This window comes from Pseudoalteromonas qingdaonensis, from assembly GCF_038739665.1.
GTDB lineage: Bacteria > Pseudomonadota > Gammaproteobacteria > Enterobacterales > Alteromonadaceae > Pseudoalteromonas > Pseudoalteromonas qingdaonensis.
In genome coordinates, this window is sequence record NZ_JBCGCU010000015.1 from 39,504 (window position 1) to 60,688 (window position 21,185).

Below are 21,185 nucleotides of genomic sequence, written 5' to 3' on the forward strand. Positions count from 1 at the left end.
TTAAACATGATGATCCCAAAAATAAAAATAGCTTTTTGAATCTATCAAGTGTCTGCTTTTAAGGCAATTCTTAACGGCAAAGTGTGAGCTTATTGGCCTTATTGAGCCGCAAGTAGCCAAAGCCTTGTGTGTTAAAGCGCTATGTTATTTAGAAAAATACCTGCTTGCCCCGCAGCAAAGAGATCTTGTGCCCGCTATGAAAACCCAAGATTGCTTTGTCACCAGCGATACCTCTTTGAATAATTTATTTATTAATCGATTGGTTTGGGTGGTGGGGTTTTTATGTTTATAAGTTTGGTCGGTATCGCGAAATAGTATAATTCGACTATGCTTGTTTTTAATGCAAAAAGGACAATTGTCCTTAAGTGTGAGTAAAATCTTTTAAAATTCTCGATTGTGTTGGTAAAAGGTGGGAAATGTTGCAAAAAAAATGAAATAAAGCTGAATTGTGACTTTATTTCGGTGCTATACTTCGCCACCGTAATGTTCAGCCTTTTATTTGTGCTTGTACTCTCAAATTTAAGGTCCGCGTGGAGCACGCGAAAAATTGAACATTGTGCCAGATGATAGGGCGCTACATACCTACCAATGAACAAAAGAGTACAAATAAGGGTTAAATCCGACATGAAAGCGATGAAACGTACTGCGCTTGCCAATCTTATTAAAGCAACGCTGTTCTCTGCTGCTGCAGGTTCTGCATTCACTGCTACTGCTGCCGAACAACAAGGCCCAGCGGCAAAAGACAAATCACTTGAAGTTATCCAAATCACAGCTCGTAAGCGTGTTGAAAATGCACAGGAAGTTCCTGTAGCCGTTTCTGCACTGCAGGGCGACAGCCTGGATGCGTACAGCTCTGCGGGTATGGATATTCGTTTTATGAATGCCAAGATCCCAAGCTTGTCGATTGAATCTTCATTCGGTCGCTCATTCCCACGTTTTTACGTGCGCGGTCTAGGTAACACAGACTTTGATTTGAACGCCTCACAACCTGTTTCTTTAGTTGTTGACGAGGTGGTGCAAGAAAACGCCATTCTTAAAGGTTTCCCAGTATTTGACGTGGCTCGCGTTGAAGTATTGCGTGGTCCACAGGGTACCCTGTTCGGCCGTAATACCCCGGCGGGTCTGGTAAAGTTCGATACCGTTAAACCAAGCCAGGACTTTGAAGGTTATGGTTCAGTATCTTACGGCAGCCGTGGTGCCATCGACTTTGAAGGTGCCGTAGGTGGCGCCCTGACGGATCGCCTGTCAACGCGCGTTTCTGTGCTGTGGCAAGATAAAGACGACTATATCGATAATGTCGCTCCGGGTTTTGAACAAAAAGACGTGCTAGGCGGTTACACCGACCAAGCCGCGCGTATTCAATTCCTTTACGAAGGTGACGATTTCACCGGTTTATTTAACTATCATGTTCGCGATATGGACGGTACGCCTATTGCGTTTCGTGCCAATGCCATCAAGTCTGGCAGCAACGACCTGGTATCCGGTTTTGACCACGATAAGGTTCAACACGACGCCGCTTCACGTGCAACTCAGCAAGTAGAATCTCAAGGTGCCAGCCTGCGCCTGGAGTGGGATCTGGATGAGCACACTGTAACCTCAATCACAGCGTGGGAAAGTGCCGAAATCTATTCTCGCGCCGATATCGACGGTGGTTACGGCGGTTATGAAATTAACGGCCAAGCAGTGCCAAGTGGCCCCGGTTTTATCCCGTATACAGCAGAAAGTGCCGACGGTATTCCAGATCACGACCAGTACACGCAAGAGCTGCGCCTGACCAGTAACTTCTCTGGCGACTTTAACTATCAGGTAGGCTTGTTCTACTTTGATGAAGCCCTGACCATTGAAAACTTCAGCTATGACACCTCTGCTAATGGCGCCCTGAACGGTTATGTGCACCAGCAGCAAGACACCCAAGCCTGGGCGGTATTTGGCTCGGTTGACTACACAGTAACTGACGACTTTAAAGTGACCGTAGGTCTGCGTTATTCTGACGATGATAAAGAATTCAGCGCGAACCGTACCTTGAGTCCGATTAACGGCGGTACCTTGTTCCTAACGGAAAACCCAAGCGATGATCACGTGAGCTGGGATATCTCAACCAACTATAAAGTGAGTGACGATATCAACTGGTATGCCCGTGTTGCCAACAGCTTCCGTGCACCGAGTATCCAGGGTCGTATCCTGTTTGGCGACGAAGTAACCGTAGCTGAGTCTGAAACTCTGACCTCGTACGAAACCGGTATCAAGTCGGACGTATGGGATGGTCGTGGTCGCGTTAACCTGGCCGTATTCTATTACGATATGGACGACCAGCAACTGACCGCAGTAGGTGGTGGTGCCAACTTTAACCGTCTTGTTAATGCAGATAAAACAACGGGTTATGGTTTTGAGCTAGATACCCAATGGGTACTAACAGACAACCTAAACGCCACTTTCAACCTGAGCTACAACAACACCGAGCTGAAAGACGATGACCTAGCGGTTGCTGTCTGTTTTCAGTGTACGGTAACGGATCCTACCTATCAGGTGCCAGGTGCAAATGGCCCTGAAAACCGTGCAATTTTGGATGGCAACAGCCTGCCGCACGCTCCTGAGTGGATCTCAAACCTGACGCTTCGTTATAGCCGTGATATGGCCGACGGCGAGTTCTTCACCTATGCGGACGTTTCATACCGCAGCGAAATCGACTTCTTCTTATATGAGTCGGTGGAGTTTGAAGGCAAGGCCTTGACCGAAGTGGGTCTGCGTTCTGGCTATCGCTGGGCTGAAGGCGACAACGAATATGAAGTGTCGGCTTTCGTTCGTAACCTATTCGACGAGCAGCAAGCCATTGGCGGCGTTGATTTTATCAACAACACTGCCATGGTGAACGAAGAGCGCTACATTGGCGCCGAGTTCAAGGTAAGCTTCTTCTAAGCTAACGAATAAGCAAGTTATGCAAAACCCGCCTTGATGGCGGGTTTTTTCGTTTATATCGCATCACCTTACTGGTACAGTACAGTTTTTATAGATACATGAGAGTATTAGCATGTCTGGATTTTGGAACTATCGCGTTATCTTGGCGGAAGAGCAGGGCAAAGAGCCGCTTTATCAAATCCACGAAGTGGAATACACGGCTAATGGTAAGGTGAGTAACTGGTCGGAAACCGGTGCCGCACCCTTTGGCCGCGACCTTGATGAGCTTAAAGCCGATGCCGAGCGACTAAAAAGCGCTTTTGAAAAGCCGGTGCTAAAAGTAGTACGCGAAGCTCGCGGCTATGAGTTAGTTGAGCTTGAAAGTGGTGAGCCGGCCAGCGCTGAGCCACCTACAGCGAGTTAGACCAATTCACTTAAATAGCCAATCATTCTAGCGGGCTAAATATCATGCTCACTGTGTTGGAATTTTTCTATGTAGAATAACTACATAAGAAAAACTCCGCCTTGTGATCATATCATTTATCCAGCGCTATATCTGATCACATATTTAACAGAATTGGTACCAAAAGCGCCTTAGGGCGCTTTTGTGTTATTAGGGTTTGGAGCTTGGGGGGGAGCATGATCACCACCTTGTTATTTGATTTTGACGGCACCTTGGTGGACTCGGAGGCGATACACTTTTACTGCTGGGATCTGGTTCTAGCGGAGTATGATATTCGCTACGATGAGCTGACCTTTTGTCAGCGCTTTGCCGGGCGGCCAACTCTGGCCTCGGCTGAGGACATGGTGTGTGAGCATGGTTTGCAGGTAAACCCTTTGGCCTTGGCTGCCAAAAAGAACAAGCTCTTTGCCGAGCGGGTACAAAACACCTTACCGCCGTTGATGGCTTATGCCGAGACTATTTTGCATCAGGCCCATCAAGCGGGCTTTACTCTAGCCCTGGTGACCGGCAGTACCCGCGACGAGGTAGAGCCCATTTTACAGGGGTATCAACTCAGCTCCCTGTTTAGCTGTATTGTCTGCAAGGACGATGTGCATTATCCCAAGCCTCATCCCGAGCCTTACCTTATGGCTTTGGAGCAATTATCTGTGCCCGCCGCGCAGGGCATAGCCATTGAAGACACCCATACCGGCTCGCGCTCGGCCAAAGATGCCGGATTGGTGGTGGCTGCCATTCCCAATTGTCATTCTCAGGTTCAGGATTTCAGCCATGTGGATCAGCAGTTTCAGGACTTGAGGCAGTTTTATACCTGGTTGCAGCAAAATAACCAATAGCTTCTACACTTAAGGGACAAGCAAAGACATAAGGATATGACGATGCGCCCCCTCACTTGGATAGCCTGTACTTTAAACCTAATGCTCCATAGCGCGATTGCGTCTGGGGTAGTCATCAATAGCGAGTCGGACTTGGCTTCTGAGGCGCCAGCCGCAGTGCCGCTGGCCCTGGCGAAAACCTTAGATCATCAACCCGATGTTAATGCCTATCTGGTCTCGGAAAAATACGATGGTGTGCGCGCACGCTGGCAGCATGGGCAGTTGTTTACTCGTGGTGGCAAGCGTCTCAACCCTCCACCTTGGTTTATTGCTAATTGGCCGAAGCAGCCCCTGGATGGCGAGCTTTGGGCGGGTCGACAAGGCTTTTCTTTGGTCACCAACACAGTGCTTGATAGTCAACCCAATATGCAGCAGTGGCGCGCAATTCGTTTTATGGTGTTTGATGCCCCGCCAGCTGATACTGAGACAGGCTCTGTAGCCTTTGCGCAACGTTATAAGCAGTATCAAAATTTGGTGGCAGCTGCGGACTCGCCCTATTTAAAAGCCGTTGAGCAACATCGATTCAGTGATTATGCGCAGATGCATGCTTGGTTTACAGCCCGTGTTGCGGAGGGTGCTGAAGGAGTGATGTTACACCGCGCCGATGCCCCTTACACCACAGGGCGCAGTGGTCATATATGGAAGCTCAAGCCTTATATGGATGCCGAGGCGACCGTGGTGGGCTATCAAGCAGGCAAGGGGCAATTTCAGGGTATGATGGGTGCACTCTTGGTTACCAATGACCAGGGGCTGCGCTTTAAAATTGGCACTGGATTTAGCCATGCCGAGCGCGCTGAGCCACCGCCGATAGGGGCAATAATCACTTACACTTATCATGGTTACACGAAAAATGGCTTGCCCCGATTCGCCTCCTTCTTACGGGTGCGTGAGTTGCCTAATTCTCCTGTTAAACATGATTAATACTGTGCTTATCAAAATCCGATATAGGGCGAAGCTAAGAGCTGATCTCGGGGCTATTATGATAAAACCCTCAGAAAACACCTGTATTTTATGCTCAGCAGTATTTTTATAACAATAGGTTGATTGCCAGGGCGATAAAGATAAGTCCGGTGAGCCTGTCTATCCATAATTGGGCACTGGGGTTGCGTTTAAAGTAACTGGCAATCTTGTCACCGAAATAGATATAAGTGCAATCCACCGGAAACGCCAAAATAGGGTAGAGCAGGCCAAAAATAGCCAGTTGCACTGTGGTGGAGGTGTTTAATGTCGGGTCAACAAACTGGGGAATAAAGGCGATAAAAAAGAGCGCCACCTTGGGGTTCAGTACCTCGGTCATCATGGCCTGAAACAGCGGGCTTTGTTTTTTCAATTGCACATGGGGTTTGTCGTCACACACCTCACTCGCCGCATTTTGCTGCCAGCTTTGCCACAAGGTCATAATGCCAAGATAAGCCAGATAACAGGCACCCAGATATTGCACCGTGGTATAGGCGGTGGTCGATGCCTTTAGTAAGGCTGATAAGCCAACCACGGCAAACAGGGTATGGGCTACGCCGCCTAAGGCAAACCCCATGGCACAATGAAGCCCTGCACGGCGACCATTGGCAAAAGTTTGCGCCATTAAAAAGGCATTAGAAGGCCCAGGGCCTACGGCGATTAAAAAGCTGGCGCCGAGAAAGGATAAAAGGAGTTCAAGGTTAAGCATGATAACTAAAGGCAGATTATAAAGCGCACAGGGTAGCAGCTTGATAAAAAACAATAAAGCGGGCTTGATGCCCGCTTTACTTACCCACTTCTAAATCTAATTAGAAGTTAACAGTTACAGTGGTTGAACAGACTGAGCCGCCTTGTTCACATACCTGGTAACCGAAGCTACCTCTAACCTTGCCCAAGCTGTCGGAATGGGCGTTATCATTAGCCGTTGTAGTGATTAGCTGGCCGTTACGGTAGATATCTACCATAGAAGTTGCAGCACCGGCCCATGATAGGTCAACATAAGCACTGCCGCGTGATTTGTAGCCGTTAGCATCAAGAGTTACGTCTTCACCACCTGGGTTACCACCATTGCCGCCGTCACCGCCACAGCCATTGGCCGTTAGGTAGGCATCGGCGTCAGCCGCTTTCACGATACCGTAACCGAAGTACACGTCTTTACCCGCCGCGCCTTGGTCTTCAGCAGTGGCTTTAAGTGCTGCACGTATTTCTTGACCGCTACACTCAGGATGGTTCGACCAAACCAGAGCGGCAAGACCGGCTACCGCAGGTGTGGCCATAGAAGTACCGCTCATGTAGCCATAGTCGCTAGCTGAGATGGTAACAGTTGCTGACGTTGCTGCCATTAGTGCATTACGGTCTTCAAGGGCTGTGCCTACAGCTGGGATAGAAGTGCTGTTGGTGTCGCCAAGCGTTGCGTAAAGCATACCTGATTCGTTGTTAACGATAATCGCACCTAGACCACCTGAGGCTTCACAGTTAGCGACCTTGTCGTGGAAAGAGATTGCACCGCGGTCGATTAGGCATACTTTGCCTGCAGCACCGCTGTCGGTTGCTTCTGCCGTACCCATAAAGTAAAGATCAGCGGTTGCTGAACCTGTATTCTCCATGGCCGATACTTCTACGCCTACACCATCAGCTGAAGCCGAAGCGAATGCCGCCATGCCTGCAGGGTAAGTCGAAAGTGTATCAACACCGCCTGCGGTAACTTCAACACAGATGGTCTCATCTTCGGTCGCGCTTTTACCGCGACCAGAAGCGCAGCTAGGGAATTGCGAGAAATCAGCAATGTTATTGTTGGCATCGTTAGCACCTACCATCATGACTGATGGATAGCCCGCTGGATATGAGCGTACGTTGTTACCATCGTTACCTGCGGCAGCCACTACAAGGCCTCCAGCTGCATTAAAGTTAGCGAAGGCATTCGATTCAATGCTGTTGGAACCGCCGCCACCTAGGCTCATATTGATGATGTTGGCGCCCGCTTGTGAACATAGATTTGTAGCGTGAGCTAGGTCAGATGAATAACCCCAGCCTGAGGCGTTGAATACCTTGATAATGTGCATGTCAACGCCCGGTGCCATACCAATCACACCAATATTGTTGTCAGCCGCGCCAATAGTGCCGGCAACGTGCGTGCCGTGTGGGCCGCCATTGTCGAACCAGTTACCAGTACCAGAATCATTGTCACCGGTAATTGCACCCCAGTTGAAGTCAGGGTTAGATGCATCAAGACCTGAGTCGATAACACATACCTTCATGCCGGCATTGGCGTTGAAAGTAACTTGATCTGCTTGTGACTGGTAAACGGCGTAAGGTGTCAATTGTTGTTGTGTAGGATCACCTAAATCGTCGTTGTAAGTAGCCATGGCATAGCGGCGTTGATCCGCTTCTACCAATTTTACATGTGGGTTGTTCAGTAATCCTTTAACCGTAGCCAAGTCTTTGCCAGCGAAAGTCGCTGCGAAGAAGCCGTCACTATCCATGTTAACTTCACCACCAAGTTTTTTAGCGAGCGCTTTCACGACGCCTTTCTTATCGTTGTCAACTTGGATGATGTAACGGTCATCAGCAGCCATAGACTGTGTTGCGCCACTTAGAAGTGCTAACGCAACCGCGCTGCGAAGTAATGATTTTTTCATAGTAACCTCAGATAAAGCTAGAAGGGTGTTAACCGTTGTTTAACATTCGGTAACAACCTTACTGTTTTTATCACAAAGCGCAATAGTATTTTGTCCCTTTTTATGTGCTTTTTTAGAATATGATGTAGATGCTTTAGGGAAAAAAGTTATATGGGCGTGCTTTATCTTTCTAAATTTAAATAGGATTTTTAGGTTGGATTACTATGGGGACATGAGCCAGTGATTGTAGTCCTTTTAAAAAACACTGGCTATAAATGCAACAATTAGCTTATTTATGTAACAACTTTCCCTTGTTACTGAGTAGAACAAGCCAAAAAGGCAGTAGCATGGCGATATGCAAAGCGATTAACGCCGGCGTCGATAGAGGCAGGGATTGCGTTATTAGTACCAGTACTCCCGCCCCGCTCATTTGCATTACGCCAACCAAGGCCGAGGCGGTGCCCGCCTGTTTGGCAAAAGGCGCTAGGGCGGCACCAGCGGCGCTGCCAAGAATGAGTGCATAACCCAGGGCGCCTACAAACATGGGTATCATCATCGCCGCGGCGTGTGCGCTGTGTTGACCGGCCACCAATGCAATGGCGCACACTAGCATCAGGGTTAGACCTAAACGCAGGGCACGGCGGGAGCTGCGTTTAATAAGCTGTGGGGCGACAAAACAGGCCACCACGCTGATGGCGCCATTAAGAGAAAACCACAGCGTGAAGGTTTGAATATCTTCACCCAGATGTTCCATTATCCAGCCCGGAGCACTGGTTACAAACATCAAAATTGAGCCCATTGTCAGCATGGTGATGCAGCTGTTAAACAAGAAAATAGGGTGGCGAATAATTGGCATAAAACGACGAAAGTCGAAAATATGACCTTGATAGTGACTATCATGGGGACGAGTTTCACGGTAGATAAACCAAGTGGCGAGGGCACCGATCACCGCCCATAACAACATAAAGATAAAGTTACTTTGCCAGTTAAAGCGCAGCGTCAGCCAGGCACCTAAAATGGGTGCCAGGGCGGGAATAAAACACACCACGCCATTTAAATAGGTCAGCATCTGGCCACTGCGCGCCGGGCCAAAAACATCGCGCACTATGGCGAAGGCAGCAACAAAAGTGGCACAGGCGCCGACCCCTTGCAGCGCACGAGCCGCTAACAGGTGATTTAAATCACTGGTCATGGCACCGGCCGCGGCGGCCAGGGCATAAATTATAATACCGGCCAGGGCGACGGGGCGCCGGCCTATTTTATCGGCCAAAGGGCCTGCAACAAGCTGACCTAAGCCCACGGTGAGCATAAAAATGGCCACCGTTTGCTGCAATTGCTGTTGTGATACCTGGAAATCTTTGGCCATTACTACAAAGGCGGGTAGATAAATGTCTATGGCCAGCGGACAAAACACCACAAGCATCATTAACACTGTGATCAGAGATTTGCTCGGTTGAGAACTGGGTGAAACTGAAGAAGAACTCACGATAATAATACGGCCTAGCTTACAAAGACGTATTGTAAAAACCTCGCCAACGAGATGCCAGCATTAATGTGGAAATATTTTGTGTGTCTGTCGCGTTTATTTTTTCGCGTTGGCGACAGCAACCAAAGAGGGATAAATTAGCTTGGGTGCAAGTAATTCGTCCATAAAGCTCAGCCCCTGTCGGCATCCATGCCTCCACCGCCCGGCCTTGCACAGTGCGCAAGGCGTTCGCTTACTAAAAATAGTCCACCGGACTATTTTCTATACGTGCTCACCCTAGCGCTGCGAAGCAGTGCTTCGGTCACTCGTAGCCCCTCTTTGAAAACTCCGCGAATCAAAACGGGGGAGCGATACCTGTAGGTCAGGTTTCAACCTGACAATTATTGTCGGGCCACCGACAATGACGTTTGTTGATAGATCTTGTCGCGTTGGCGACAGCAACCAAAGGGCGGTTTGCGCCAACCGCCCCTTGGAACCCCAAGACGCCCGTGATTCGCTGATGCTTGCGAACTCAGCGTTTTGTTAAACGTTCCGCTTAGGTGTTGATGCGATTTAACAGCACATCCATGTCCTGATAAATCTAGCTCGACATCGTGTCTCGCTATCAACAACACGCTTCACAACAAAAGCCGATTTCTCCAGCGCGAATCCAAACGGGAGAGGCGACACCTGATATATCAGAGTTTGCTGATGGGCTGATAATTGACGGGAGCGGATGGTGAACGCCCAATTAACAGGCAAAAAATAGTTGGTGTAAATAAGTGACGGAGGAGCAAAAACCAACTATTTTTGACCTTGTTGAATTTCTTGTTATATTTATCCTATCTGCTTATTTAAAGCAGGCAGGCAACCATCTTGTCTTAAACAGATTGTTTGTAAAAGCACTTCCAATAAAGAAACCATTTCTCTAGGCTCTATAACTATCGCGCTTATGTTAAAGGCTCCATTAGTTATAAGTTCAGACAAATCTTTTGTAGGCGCATATTTGGCCATTTTACTTTTTACAAACATTGGAGCCCCGTCGTTACCAACAACCGGTGCGCCAAACTTCCCCCATATTTCAGCTGCTAGATTATTTTTGCCTGCCTTTCCGATATATAGAATTTCACCCTTCAAATTCGAGATAAAGTAAACGCCACTTTTGTCTTTATATGTTTCGGATGGAACATGTTGCTTAAATGATTCATTGAAAACTTTCATCCTTGGGAACGCTACTACATTGAACTCCAACTCCTTAAAAGAATCATTTAGAGAACTAGCAAATGAATTAATAATCTCGGTGATACTGTTTAGGTGCATAATACTCCGTAAATATAACAATTTAATAGTGCGCAAATCGCGCATATTTCTGATTTGCAATCGCGCACTTTCTGAATGGGTTAGTTTTAACAAAGTTGATAACTAGTTGCCAGCGTTATCAAAAATATATGTTGTTAACTTTTGAGCCAGATAAAAATGCGCAAATTGCTCATTTTCCTGAATATGGGGGAAAGTGCTTCTGCTGGATATAGAATCAGTTTTAATAGAAGAGGTTTAACGCCCGTTCCTCGCTCTAATCGACTTACTGTTTGCGTTAACCTAAATTGAACCGCAGATGTATCAGCCTAATCCCGTTAAAATTCGCGCTGAAGAAATCGGCTTTTGCTGCGAAGCGTGGCTAAGACAGCGAGGCATGGATGCCGAGCTAGATTTATCGGCACAGGGATGTGCCGTTCAATCGCGTCGTAGCCTAAGAGTAGCGCCTAGCAAAAACCTGAGTTCGGAAGCATGTGCGAATTACGGGCGCCTTGGGGTTCATAGGGGTGGTTGGCGTAAACCACCCCTATGGTGCTGTCGTCACCACGACAAGATCTAACTTAACCAATAAATACTACTAAGGATGTAGTTGCATTTAAACCCAAACGCATGTTTACTGGTACGATGAGTGCTTAAGGAGAATAACAATGACTGCACCCCCATTATTACGTACCTATCAAAAGTTTACTAAGTGGCCCTGTGGGCACTGGCTGTTTTCAAAGGCCGTGTGTGCCAAGGCGCCGTATTTTTCATCTATTAAACCTGCAATTAGTGAGCTGATGCCGGGTAAATGCGTGGCCAGTGTAAAAAACCGTCGCGCCGTACATAACCATATCGGCACTATACATGCGATTGCTCAGTGTAATTTGGCTGAGTTGGTGGCCGGTGTGATGACGGATGCCACCGTACCGCACAAGACTCATCGGTGGATCCCTAAGGGAATGACGGTGGAGTATTTAAATAAGGTGGATACCGATATGCAGGCCACGGCGAAAATTCCCATGCCCCATCAATGGTTGGATAAAGAAGACCTAGTAGTGCCGGTAGAGATAGTGAATATGCGTGGAGAGTTGGTGTTTCGCGCGGCTGTTACCATGTACATCACCGCGCGAAAAAAGTAGCCGTTAAGACTCGGCTACCAGAGCTTCATCATTGCTGACCAGGGATAAGGTTTCTTGCTGGTTTAGCTGTTTGATTTGTCCTTCCATCTGCGCGCCAGCAGCTATGCTCAGGGTGTTGTGGAATACATCGCCCTGAACCTGTGCAGAGCTTTCAATGGCCACTTTTTTGGCACGAATTGAACCGCTTACATGACCACGTATAGTCACTTCGCTGGCTTCAACACTGCCCTCAACATGGCCCAGGCTGCCAATCAGTAACACCTCGGCTTTAATGTCGCCTTCGATGCGGCCATCAAGTTGTACTTCGCCTTGGCTGATCAGTGAGCCGGTTAGGCGCACATCTGCGGAAATTAATGAGGGAGTCGCGTTATTTTTATTATTACTCACAACGGGGTTACTCTTCTGTGTATCTTTGTTCTTTGAAAACATCGGTTAATGCCTTGGTGATTTTGACCGGATTGATATGTTTATTATTGTGCAACACCTCGTAATGGAGGTGAGTTGCGGTACTGCGACCGGTGCTGCCCATTAAGGCGATGACTTCGCCCTTAGTGACGAGATCTCCACGCTTAACGTGAATTTTATTTAAATGCCCAAAGCGCGTGGTAAAGCCATTGGCGTGCTCTATTTCAATAAAACGCCCATAACCACCGTTACGCCCGGCTCGCACTACGGTTCCATCCGCAGGGGCAAAAATTTCGGTGTTATGCCAAGCCGCCAAGTCTACACCTTTGTGCATAGCGCGACGGCCATTCATGGGATCCTTACGCAGGCCGAAGCTGCTGGAAATATAGTAATCAGCTGCAGGTAACATATGCGGCACCTGCGCCAACATGGACTCTAGCTGGTTGAGGGTCAACAGCTTATCGACCACGCTAAGTGAGTTGGTGTCCTGCTCATCGGTATCGAGTAATTCCAACGGGCCGCCCTGAGCCGCCTGCTCTTCGCTTTTAGCGACTAACTCATCCATAACCGTGCTGGGCAAGCCGGCACGGGCAATGGCAGCACCAAGCATTTGTTCACGTTTGACTATGGCTTGGTCGAGTAGGGAGAAGGTGTCGTATTGACGCTGCTGTAGGCTGGCTAAACGCTCATCGACACTGTTATCCGCCGCTGGTGAATCGCTGGCCTCAAAAGGAATGCCTTGCTCCGGCAGCAAAGATGCGGGCAAGGAAGCCAGTACATTCTGTGTTAGTGTCTGACGTTGTTCCAGTTGGCTCAACTGGGCAATAAATTGCTCTTGCTGCTGCTTTGCCTGAGCGATTTGCTGACGCAATTGCTCATTTTCAGCAACCACATCGCCACTGCTTAATTGCAATGCGCTTTGCTGCCAAAAATTATAGGCACCAAAAGAGGCAAGTGAAGCAACACATACAAAAACACTAAGCGCCATGGTGCACTGCTTTTTGGTTGTTAATTCAACCACTTTCACTTCACCCTCTTGGCGAATTAAGAGCTGCCGTGCAGGGAAGTGCTTAGTAATAAAGTATGATGGATTTAACTTCATAAGGACAAATTACTGATAAAAAACTTTGCTAAGATAACAAGGTGAGATTAAAAATCCAGCAAAAAATTGTAATTGACCGCAAAAAAAAGCAGCTTATCGCGGTTAAAAGCACGAAAGCTGCATTTTTATTAGTTATCCTTCCTGGTGGCAAAAGCCATGAGTTGGGAAGGGGAAACTATCTAGCAATCTATTAGTTGGCAGGTAAAACGGTGGCGCGACATTCACCGAAACCGATGCGTGCAAAGCCTTGCTTCTCACACCAGCCGCGCATGATCACTGTATCACCGTCTTCTAGGAATTTACGGCTTTCACCGTTACCCAGATCAAGGGACTCTTTACCGCCACGTGATAGCTCAAGTAGTGAACCTGCTTCTTCATGCTCAGGGCCAGACTGAGTGCCCGAACCCAGCATATCACCGGCGTTAAAGTTACAGCCGTTTACCGTGTGGTGAGCAACCATTTGCGCTACCGTCCAGTATGAATGCTTAAAGCTTGATTGTGACAGTTTGGCCGCTGGCGTGCCTTCGGCGCGCATTTTTTCAGTCTCGACCGCTACATCCATTTGAATATCAAGGGCACCTTGCTCACGGTTTTTGGTCGATTCCAGGTACTCAAGCGGTTGTGGGTCGCTCTCATCGCGAGTCCAGGCCAGGCGGTAAGGTACAAGGGCTTCATTGGTTACAACCCAAGGCGATACGGTAGAAGCGAAGTTTTTCGCCAGGAATGGGCCTAGCGGCTGATATTCCCAGGCTTGTAAATCACGTGCCGACCAGTCATTGAATAGACAGAAGCCAAATACATGCTCGTCTGCATCATCAAGGGCGATTGACTCACCCAGCGCGTTACCCTTGCCCAGGTAAATGCCCAGCTCCAGCTCGTAGTCCAGACGCTTACAAGGGCCGAAAGTCGGTGTATCCGCATCCGGCGCCTTAGTTTGGCCCTTAGGACGAGGGAAGGTTTGGCCGCTCACGCCTATGCTTGAAGCACGGCCATGGTAACCGATAGGTACCCATTTGTAGTTTGGTAGCAAAGGGTTGTCCGGACGGAACAAGCTGCCTACCGCAGTGGCGTGGTAGATAGAGGTATAAAAGTCGGTGTAGTCGCCGATATGACATGGCAGGTCATATTCTACTTTTGCTTGTGCAATTAAAGCGTCGCTTAGTGCTTGCTCGTGCTCGCTGCCCGTGCGCAGGGCTTGTGAAAGCGCAAGGCGCAGCGCTGACCAGTGCGCCTGACCCATGGCCATAAAGGCATTTAGGCTGGTTTGTGACGCGGCTTCTAGGGCTTCTTGAGCAAGACCGCTGAAAATGCCTAATTTGGCCACGACGGCCAAGTCTACTACTTGATCACCAATGGCGACGCCGCCACGGAATGCTTCGCTGCTGCCGGCGCGGCGAAAAGTGGCAAAAGGCAAGTTTTGGATTGGGAAATCGGTTTTGCCGTCGTTCGCAGAGCTGACCCAGCTGGTCAGATTAATGTCGTGCGTTTCATTGAGTTGCATGAGTTATTCCTTTTGCTAAAGCTTTTATGTGTTATTGAGCCAAGAATAAAAAAAACAAGGGCTCGGAACTTAAAAAAGCAGTGCCCACACTAAGGTGGACGCTGCTTTTTGGCGCTAGATTAGGGGACGATTAGATAACGCCACGGCGCTCTTGGTCACGCTCGATAGACTCGAATAGGGCCTGGAAGTTACCTTCACCGAAGCCGCCGTCATCAACACGTTGGATCATCTCAATGAAGATAGGACCAAATAGGTTCTTGGTGAAGATTTGTAGCAGGTAACAATCTTCGCTTTGGCTATCTACCAGGATCTGGTGCTCTTTGATCTTCTCTTTATCTTCTTTAACCCAAGGAACACGGTCGAAGATAGTGTCGTAGTAGTGATCGACGATATCCAAGGTGGCGATGTTGCTTTGATCAAGCTTATCAAGTGAGGCAACAAGATCGTCGGTCAGGAAGGCTAAGTGCTGTACACCTGGGCCATTGTACTCGTTTAGGTACTCATCGATCTGGTTGTTGTTGTTGTCTTTACCTTCATTGATTGGAATCGAGAAGGTGCCACAAGGTGATTTAAGGGCGTAAGACAATAGCGCTGTTTTTTGGCCTTTGATGTCGAAGTAGCGTACTTCGGTAAAGCCAAATACGTCTTTGTAGAAGTTAGCCCAGGTTTCCATCGTACCCTTGTACACATTGTTAGTCAGGTGGTCGATGCGGATAAAGCCTTTGCTTTCTACTACATTTTGCTCTTCTAAGTCTACGAAGTCAGTGTCGTAGATGCTGCCCTTGTCACCGAACTGCTCGATGAAATAAATCAGGCTGTCGCCGATACCGTAGATAGCAGGGTAAGGCATGTCTTTATGGGTTGCATCGGTGGCAGGCTTGGCACCGCGCTCAACGGCAATATCAAATGCTTTTTGTGCATCTTCTACACGCCAGCCCATAGAACAAATGGCCGGACCGTGGCTCTTAGCAAACTCTGCAGAGAAGCCGCCGCGCTCGTTGTTCAATAGGAAATGAATGTCGTTTTGGTTGTAGTAAAGGATGTCTTTATCTTTGAAAGTCTTTAACTTTGAAAAGCCAAAGTCGGTAAAGATCTTGTCCATATAGTCCGCATCTGGTGTTGCGTACTCGGTAAACTCGATGCCCTTAAGGCCTAATGGGTTATTTACTTCACTCATGATTTAGCTCCACTTGCTGTGTGTTTGGCTTGGTTCTAGCGGTAAAGGTCGTTGCTGAAAATAAAGCGCCGCCATTGCCATCAAGCCATAATTGTTTGAGCGCATAATCGGAGAATTTGTTCGAAAGCGAAAGAGTACAGGGCTAATTAGCAAGCGGGTTAAGTGTAAACTAATGTGTACGATATTCTGCTAGTGTAAGGTTTTCGTTAAATCGGGCAATAAAAAAGGCGCCTTAGGCGCCTTTTTTGACTTCTATGGAAGAATTACTGCTTTTCACCAGTTAATTCTAATTCTTCTTCTAGTAGCTGCTCTTCGTCATGCGTACCTTCTGCACCATGCATCCAGTCAACCAGCTTGTCAGCCATCAACCATAGGCAGATACCGGCGATAAAGGCCATGATAGCAACGCCACCGAAGGTGCTTAGCGGGCCAGCATCACCAACCAGCTTACCGATTTCAGCGGCCGCGTAGTTACCGATACCCGAGAAGAAGAACCACATACCCATAAGTAATGAGGTGTACTTCAGCGGTGCTAGCTTAGATACCATAGATAGACCGATAGGCGATAAACATAGCTCACCCATGGTGTGGAATACATAGGCCATAACCAACCAGACCACATGGGCTTTGGTATTGGCATCGTCACCGATTTGCAGCGCCGCACCCACCATGGAGATAAAGCCTAGGCCAAGGAAGAACATACCCAAGGCAAACTTGCGCGGCGAATCCGGCTCTCTGTCACCCATACGGATCCAGAAGCTGGCAAAAATAGGCGCTAGCAAGATGATGAAAATAGGGTTAACCGCTTGCAACCAGCTCGCCGGCATTTCCCAACCAAAGAATACCAGGTCAGTTTTGTATTTAGCGAATAGGTTCATTGAGCCCGCAGCCTGTTCGAATCCGGCCCAGAAAATGATGGTGAAGAAGCTCATGATCAAAATTACTTTGATACGGTCACGCTCTTCACTAGTAAGAGGTTTTTTAGCTGCGGCTTCATCGCTGTCACCGGTTTGCTTAGCAGCTGGAACTGTACCTATATTACCTAGGTATTTGTTAGCAAGAGACAACTGCAGGATAACACCAAGAAGCATACCTACACCGGCTGTTAAGAAGCCGTACTGGTAGTCAAATTTCTCACCGATAGAGCCAACCACAAAGTAGCCCAGGATAGAGCCCAGGTTGATACCCATGTAGAAGATGGTAAATGCGCCGTCGCGACGTTTATCACCTTCAGAGTAAAGGTCGCCTACCATGGTCGAGATATTTGGCTTGAAGAAACCGTTACCGATAATAAGAAGACCAAGACCCAGGTACATAAATTCAAGCTCTAGGCCTGGTACCATGGCGTGTGGTGTACCCAGGGCAAATTGACCCAGGGCCATGATCACACCACCTGTGATAATGGCTTTACGCTGGCCTGAGATATTATCTGCAAACCAACCGCCAAGTACTGGCGTTACATATACTAAGAAGGCATAGAAACCCAAGATGCTTAGTGCATTTGAATTCAATGCTTTTTGATATTCTTCATCGGCGCCAGCTGAAAGAGGGTCGATGCCGAAGTAGGACATATCCCAGCCCATGGCGGCAGCGGTAGCAATAGTAGAAAGGTAAAGCACGAAAATACCGCGCATACCGTAGTAGCTCATGCGCTCCCACATTTCTGTGAAGAACAGCAGGAAGAGCCCTTTAGGGTGACCTAGAAAATCACCTGTTTTTGGTACTGAACTCATTAAAAATACTTCCTAACGTACAAATTTATTATTTTGCAATGCTGGGCATTGCTGCTATTTGTGAGGCCTTATTATTATTGCTTTTACTACTGTAAATCTTGGATGTAAACCCTTGATGAACCCAGATAGCTGGCCATTATCGTCAGGATAAAAGAGCGGCAAACTACCTGCTTGGTAGCGCGGGCGCCACTTTATCCTAGCGACAAACGCGCCACAGTATACATACCCACTGGCATCAGGGGAAGAGTTATGAATTAACGTTAAATGAATCAAGATGAGCATAGGACGTCACGCCTCGGCAATATGGCATTAGCAAGTTTGTGCAGTAATCTTTACAATTTGCTACCCAATTATTGCTAATTTAGCGTATGATTGCGCCAGCCAAACAGATAACCCGCGACTGAGGAACACATGCGTCTTGAAATTTATTGTCAGGACCGAATTGGTATCGCCCAAGAGGTACTAAATATACTGGTTAACTATCAGGTTGATTTAAAAGGCATTGAAGTAGATGCCAAGAATTGCCGCATGTATGTTAGTTTCCCGCCTATAGAGTTTGAACAGTTTCAAAAAATTATGCCGTCTATCCGCCTTATTAATGGCGTCGAGGATGTGCGTACCACGGCATTTTTACCCTCGGAACGTGAGCATAATGAACTTAATACCCTGCTAAGTGCGCTGCCCGATGGAGTGATCTCTATCGATAACAGGGGCTGGGTGCGTCTTTGCAATGCCGCCGCCTGTCGCGATTTGCAAATGACAGAGCAAGAAGCTGTAGGTGCCAACATCAATAACCTGCTTAAAGGCTTTAACTTTACCCGCTGGCTTGAGGGTAAAGAGGTATTGGGACAAACCACTAGGGTAGAAGTGGGCGGGGAAGACTTTATCGCCGATATTTTGCCAATTTCCGTGCCCCAAGGGGACGACCAAAATGCCCTAGCTGGTGCGGTGATCAATATTAAATCGCAAAGCCGATTAGGGCAGCAGGTTAGCGCGTTTCGCCGCTACGGTCAGGAAAGTTTTGCCACCATACATAACTATTCAACGGCCATGCGACGCACCGTGCGCGAAGCCCGTAAGATGGCGCAGCTTGAAGCGCCTATTCTTATCACCGGCGAAACCGGTACGGGTAAAGAGCTGTTAGCGCGGGCTTGTCACTATGCGTCAAACCGTTCTATTAAACCCTTTATTGCCCTGTCTTGTGCCTCGCTTCCCGATGATGTTGCCGAGTCTGAGCTCTTTGGCTACGCCGGCTATGAAGACAACGCCGCGCCAAAACGCGGGGTGTTAGAGCAGGCCGATGGCGGCACGGTTTTCCTCGATGAAGTGGGGGAGATGTCATCTCAGCTGCAAACCAAGTTGCTGCGCTTTTTGCAGGACGGCACCTTCCGTAAAGTGGGTGACGAAAACGAGGTTAAGGTGAACGTGCGTATTATTGCCGCGACACAAAAAGACCTGCCGGCCATGGTGCAAGAGGGAACCTTCCGTGAAGATCTCTATTACCGCATCAATGTATTGACCTTGGAAATTGCGCCACTGCGCGATCGCAAGGCCGATATCGGTCCGCTGGCCGAGCATTTTGTGCAAAAATATGCCCAGCAAAATGGTGCTCCGGTTCCCACCTTAAGTGAAGAAACCATAGAGTATTTGCAGCAATATCCTTGGCCTGGCAATGTCCGCCAATTGGAAAATGCCATTTATCGTGCCGTGTCTCTGCTTGATGACAGTGAGCTGACCGTAGAGCATCTGCAGTTGCCGACCTTTACCAACGACCTGGGTTATTTGGAGTCGGATTTTGAAGGCAGTTTAGATCAGGCGGTTAAGCGTTTCGAAGCCACCTTGTTGCGCAAGCTTTATCCCGCTTACCCAAGCTCACGACAGCTGGCTAAACGCTTGGGGCTGAGTCACACCGCGGTCGCCAACAAATTGCGCGAATACGGTATTAATCGAAAAACCGTAAAAGTGTAATCGGTGATTTTAGCCAAATTATTTTAGATGGGCACCTTAGGGGGCCCATTTTTATGTGCCCTTACTATGAAGGTAATGGATTCAATGCCTTGGCTGGTATGCGTTAAAGGGGCAAAGCACTAGGTGAGTTTTTTTAAAAGCGGTGATACCATTCTGGTCTTACCTGTTTTAATGGATCTCTAGGAGCACACCTTGAACCTATATTTTCGGCTGTTGTGGTTATTTTTTAGGATTAAACGCAATAAAGCGCGCCAATCTTTACTGGAATCTGTAGATATTGAATTTCGTGCCTGGCCCCTGGATTGTGATATTAATCTGCACCTGACCAATTCTCGTTATTTGGCCTTGATGGATATTGCCCGCACCTGGATGATGGAGCGACTGGGCATGCTGGGTGCGGTGATGAAGCGCCGTTGGTTCCCCATAGTGAACGCCACCGCCATCACCTATATTCGCGATATTAAGCCATGGCAAAAATTCACTGTGTCTACGCGCTTGGTGGGCTGGGATCATAAGTACTTCTATATCGAACAAAAATTTACAACAGAGAAAGGCTTACATGCCATTGCTTATGTGCGCGGCGTATTTCGCAGCCGCCAAGGTGTTGTTGATGTGGCGGATATTGTTGCCTTGGCAGGCTACCAGGGCGAAATGCCGATTTTGCCGCCGGAGATAGAGCATTGGAAGGCCATGCTGGAACAAAAAAAAGCGACTAATCAGGGTTAGTCGCTTTTGCTTTGCTTTCATTAGCAAGTGTGAGCTTAATTAGAGGCAAGTGGGACTTAATTAGAAGCTGTAGCGTACACCGAACATGGCCACTACAGGGTCGATTTTAACGTCAACCGTAAGTGCCTTAACGCCATCGGCATAAACGCTTGCGTCACTGTCGATATCCATGTAGCTGACCATGCCGTGTAGACCCCAGTTTTTGTCCAGCGCGTAGTTAAAACCAACCTGAGCGGCAAGGCCCAATGAGTCGTCTAGCTTTAATTCTACGTCGTTGGTACCCAATACGTTTTTAAGGTCTTGGCTGGCTTGCTCATCGAAGAAGATGGTGTAGTTAATACCTGCACCTACGAATGGGCGGAACTTATCGCCAGCCTGACCAAAGTGGTACTGACCAAGAAGCGTAGGTGGTAAGTGCTTAACTTCACCGATTGATGCGCCGTGAAGACCGGCACGACCGTCAACATCGTGGCTAAATGGCGTGGCTGCGACTAGCTCTAACACCCAGTTGTCGTTCAGGGCGTAGTCGATAGTAATACCCAACTGAGTATCGTCATCAACGTTTAGGCCAAGGGTTGGAGCTTGGTCGATTTTAGATACTTCGCTGTCTGGGTTTACATTAATGGCACCTACGTTAATGCTCAGGTTTGCGTGAGCAAGAGAAGAGGTTCCTAGTAAAAGACCGACTAAAGCTGCGCTAAGTGTTTTTTTCATCTTCATCTTCCTAAGTAGAAATTTTAAATTTGTTGTGCTGATGGCGCCATTATCAGGGCTGCTGGAAAATAAAAACTGTTCTAGATCAAGCTTTCATCCGCGTTTGCGTATCACCTCGGCGGAACTTTGATTTAGATTAAACTTTGCGTTG

Annotated in this window: 18 protein-coding genes; 8 read left to right on the top strand and 10 right to left on the bottom strand. The window is 48.1% G+C overall.

The genetic code is table 11. The features are described 5' to 3' along the window. Positions 1 to 624 precede the first annotated feature (624 nt). The 4 genes from WCN91_RS12570 (at position 625) to WCN91_RS12585 (ending at position 5,151) form a co-directional block, all read left to right on the top strand. Entirely contained in the window at positions 625 to 2,916 is a 2,292-nt protein-coding gene (locus WCN91_RS12570; protein ID WP_342679561.1) for a TonB-dependent receptor, read from the top strand. A gap of 112 nt (positions 2,917 to 3,028) precedes the next feature. Beyond that, the gene (locus tag WCN91_RS12575) at positions 3,029 to 3,319 is read left to right on the top strand and encodes a hypothetical protein (RefSeq protein ID WP_342679563.1); all 291 of its coding nucleotides are present in this window, start codon (positions 3,029 to 3,031) and stop codon (positions 3,317 to 3,319) included. A gap of 215 nt (positions 3,320 to 3,534) precedes the next feature. Next, positions 3,535 to 4,191, top strand: a complete 657-nt coding sequence (locus WCN91_RS12580; RefSeq protein WP_342679565.1) for an HAD family hydrolase — start codon at positions 3,535 to 3,537, stop codon at positions 4,189 to 4,191. 42 nt (positions 4,192 to 4,233) lie between these two features. After that, on the top strand, positions 4,234 to 5,151 hold the full coding sequence (locus tag WCN91_RS12585) for a DNA ligase (protein WP_342679567.1): 918 nt from the start codon (positions 4,234 to 4,236) through the stop codon (positions 5,149 to 5,151). A gap of 106 nt (positions 5,152 to 5,257) precedes the next feature. Here the strand turns inward: WCN91_RS12585 and WCN91_RS12590 are convergent, their stop codons facing one another. The 4 genes from WCN91_RS12590 to WCN91_RS12605 form a co-directional block, all read right to left on the bottom strand. Next, positions 5,258 to 5,896, bottom strand: a complete 639-nt coding sequence (locus WCN91_RS12590) for a LysE family translocator (protein ID WP_342679569.1) — start codon at positions 5,894 to 5,896, stop codon at positions 5,258 to 5,260. Between the two features lie 100 nt (positions 5,897 to 5,996). Next, positions 5,997 to 7,826 carry a S8 family serine peptidase gene (locus WCN91_RS12595; protein WP_342679571.1) on the bottom strand — a complete coding sequence of 610 codons (1,830 nt, stop codon included), beginning with the start codon at positions 7,824 to 7,826 and terminating at the stop codon, positions 5,997 to 5,999. A 268-nt stretch (positions 7,827 to 8,094) separates the two neighbouring features. Beyond that, entirely contained in the window at positions 8,095 to 9,291 is a 1,197-nt protein-coding gene (locus WCN91_RS12600) for a multidrug effflux MFS transporter (protein ID WP_342679573.1), read from the bottom strand. A gap of 816 nt (positions 9,292 to 10,107) precedes the next feature. After that, positions 10,108 to 10,590, bottom strand: coding sequence for a GIY-YIG nuclease family protein (locus WCN91_RS12605; protein WP_239408043.1), 483 nt, complete (start codon positions 10,588 to 10,590; stop codon positions 10,108 to 10,110). Between the two features lie 644 nt (positions 10,591 to 11,234). Here WCN91_RS12605 and WCN91_RS12610 point away from each other — a divergent pair. Then, entirely contained in the window at positions 11,235 to 11,708 is a 474-nt protein-coding gene (locus tag WCN91_RS12610; RefSeq protein WP_342679578.1) for a hotdog fold domain-containing protein, read from the top strand. A gap of 3 nt (positions 11,709 to 11,711) precedes the next feature. Here the strand turns inward: WCN91_RS12610 and WCN91_RS12615 are convergent, their stop codons facing one another. Beyond that, complete coding sequence (locus tag WCN91_RS12615) at positions 11,712 to 12,095, bottom strand: bactofilin family protein (RefSeq protein ID WP_342679580.1); 384 nt, start codon at positions 12,093 to 12,095, stop codon at positions 11,712 to 11,714. A 7-nt stretch (positions 12,096 to 12,102) separates the two neighbouring features. Beyond that, complete coding sequence (locus WCN91_RS12620; RefSeq protein ID WP_342679582.1) at positions 12,103 to 13,215, bottom strand: M23 family metallopeptidase; 1,113 nt, start codon at positions 13,213 to 13,215, stop codon at positions 12,103 to 12,105. Positions 13,216 to 13,256: 41 nt separating this feature from the next. Here WCN91_RS12620 and WCN91_RS12625 point away from each other — a divergent pair, with 41 nt between their 5' ends. After that, positions 13,257 to 13,409 (top strand): hypothetical protein, encoded by a 153-nt coding sequence (locus WCN91_RS12625; RefSeq protein ID WP_342679584.1) that lies wholly within the window; start codon positions 13,257 to 13,259, stop codon positions 13,407 to 13,409. Here WCN91_RS12625 and fahA read toward each other — a convergent pair. The 3 genes from fahA to WCN91_RS12640 all read right to left on the bottom strand — a co-directional run bounded on the left by fahA (position 13,406) and on the right by WCN91_RS12640 (position 17,626). Continuing rightward, complete coding sequence (fahA, locus tag WCN91_RS12630) at positions 13,406 to 14,716, bottom strand: fumarylacetoacetase (RefSeq protein ID WP_342679586.1); 1,311 nt, start codon at positions 14,714 to 14,716, stop codon at positions 13,406 to 13,408. The genes WCN91_RS12625 and fahA overlap by 4 nt on opposite strands. A gap of 130 nt (positions 14,717 to 14,846) precedes the next feature. Then, on the bottom strand, positions 14,847 to 15,893 hold the full coding sequence (gene hppD, locus WCN91_RS12635) for a 4-hydroxyphenylpyruvate dioxygenase (protein ID WP_342679588.1): 1,047 nt from the start codon (positions 15,891 to 15,893) through the stop codon (positions 14,847 to 14,849). A gap of 263 nt (positions 15,894 to 16,156) precedes the next feature. Continuing rightward, positions 16,157 to 17,626 (bottom strand): peptide MFS transporter, encoded by a 1,470-nt coding sequence (locus WCN91_RS12640; RefSeq protein WP_342679590.1) that lies wholly within the window; start codon positions 17,624 to 17,626, stop codon positions 16,157 to 16,159. Positions 17,627 to 18,037: 411 nt separating this feature from the next. Here WCN91_RS12640 and tyrR point away from each other — a divergent pair, with 411 nt between their 5' ends. Further along, the gene (gene tyrR, locus WCN91_RS12645; RefSeq protein WP_342679592.1) at positions 18,038 to 19,594 is read left to right on the top strand and encodes a transcriptional regulator TyrR; all 1,557 of its coding nucleotides are present in this window, start codon (positions 18,038 to 18,040) and stop codon (positions 19,592 to 19,594) included. A gap of 192 nt (positions 19,595 to 19,786) precedes the next feature. Next, entirely contained in the window at positions 19,787 to 20,320 is a 534-nt protein-coding gene (locus WCN91_RS12650; RefSeq protein WP_342679594.1) for a thioesterase family protein, read from the top strand. A gap of 60 nt (positions 20,321 to 20,380) precedes the next feature. Here the strand turns inward: WCN91_RS12650 and WCN91_RS12655 are convergent, their stop codons facing one another. After that, positions 20,381 to 21,034 (bottom strand): OmpW/AlkL family protein, encoded by a 654-nt coding sequence (locus WCN91_RS12655; protein ID WP_342679596.1) that lies wholly within the window; start codon positions 21,032 to 21,034, stop codon positions 20,381 to 20,383. Between the last annotated feature and the right edge of the window lie 151 nt (positions 21,035 to 21,185).

Bases quoted from the DNA above. Each gene is read 5' to 3' on its own strand.
- WCN91_RS12595 (WP_342679571.1), bottom strand. From the start codon at position 7,826: ATGAAAAAATCATTACTTCGCAGCGCGGTTGCGTTAGCACTTCTAAGT.
- WCN91_RS12605 (WP_239408043.1), bottom strand. From the start codon at position 10,590: ATGCACCTAAACAGTATCACCGAGATTATTAATTCATTTGCTAGTTCT.
- WCN91_RS12610 (WP_342679578.1), top strand. From the start codon at position 11,235: ATGACTGCACCCCCATTATTACGTACCTATCAAAAGTTTACTAAGTGG.
- hppD (WP_342679588.1), bottom strand. From the start codon at position 15,893: ATGAGTGAAGTAAATAACCCATTAGGCCTTAAGGGCATCGAGTTTACC.
- WCN91_RS12580 (WP_342679565.1), top strand. From the start codon at position 3,535: ATGATCACCACCTTGTTATTTGATTTTGACGGCACCTTGGTGGACTCG.
- WCN91_RS12585 (WP_342679567.1), top strand. From the start codon at position 4,234: ATGCGCCCCCTCACTTGGATAGCCTGTACTTTAAACCTAATGCTCCAT.
- WCN91_RS12570 (WP_342679561.1), top strand. From the start codon at position 625: ATGAAAGCGATGAAACGTACTGCGCTTGCCAATCTTATTAAAGCAACG.
- fahA (WP_342679586.1), bottom strand. From the start codon at position 14,716: ATGCAACTCAATGAAACGCACGACATTAATCTGACCAGCTGGGTCAGC.
- WCN91_RS12590 (WP_342679569.1), bottom strand. From the start codon at position 5,896: ATGCTTAACCTTGAACTCCTTTTATCCTTTCTCGGCGCCAGCTTTTTA.
- WCN91_RS12575 (WP_342679563.1), top strand. From the start codon at position 3,029: ATGTCTGGATTTTGGAACTATCGCGTTATCTTGGCGGAAGAGCAGGGC.
- WCN91_RS12655 (WP_342679596.1), bottom strand. From the start codon at position 21,034: ATGAAAAAAACACTTAGCGCAGCTTTAGTCGGTCTTTTACTAGGAACC.
- tyrR (WP_342679592.1), top strand. From the start codon at position 18,038: ATGCGTCTTGAAATTTATTGTCAGGACCGAATTGGTATCGCCCAAGAG.
- WCN91_RS12640 (WP_342679590.1), bottom strand. From the start codon at position 17,626: ATGAGTTCAGTACCAAAAACAGGTGATTTTCTAGGTCACCCTAAAGGG.
- WCN91_RS12620 (WP_342679582.1), bottom strand. From the start codon at position 13,215: ATGAAGTTAAATCCATCATACTTTATTACTAAGCACTTCCCTGCACGG.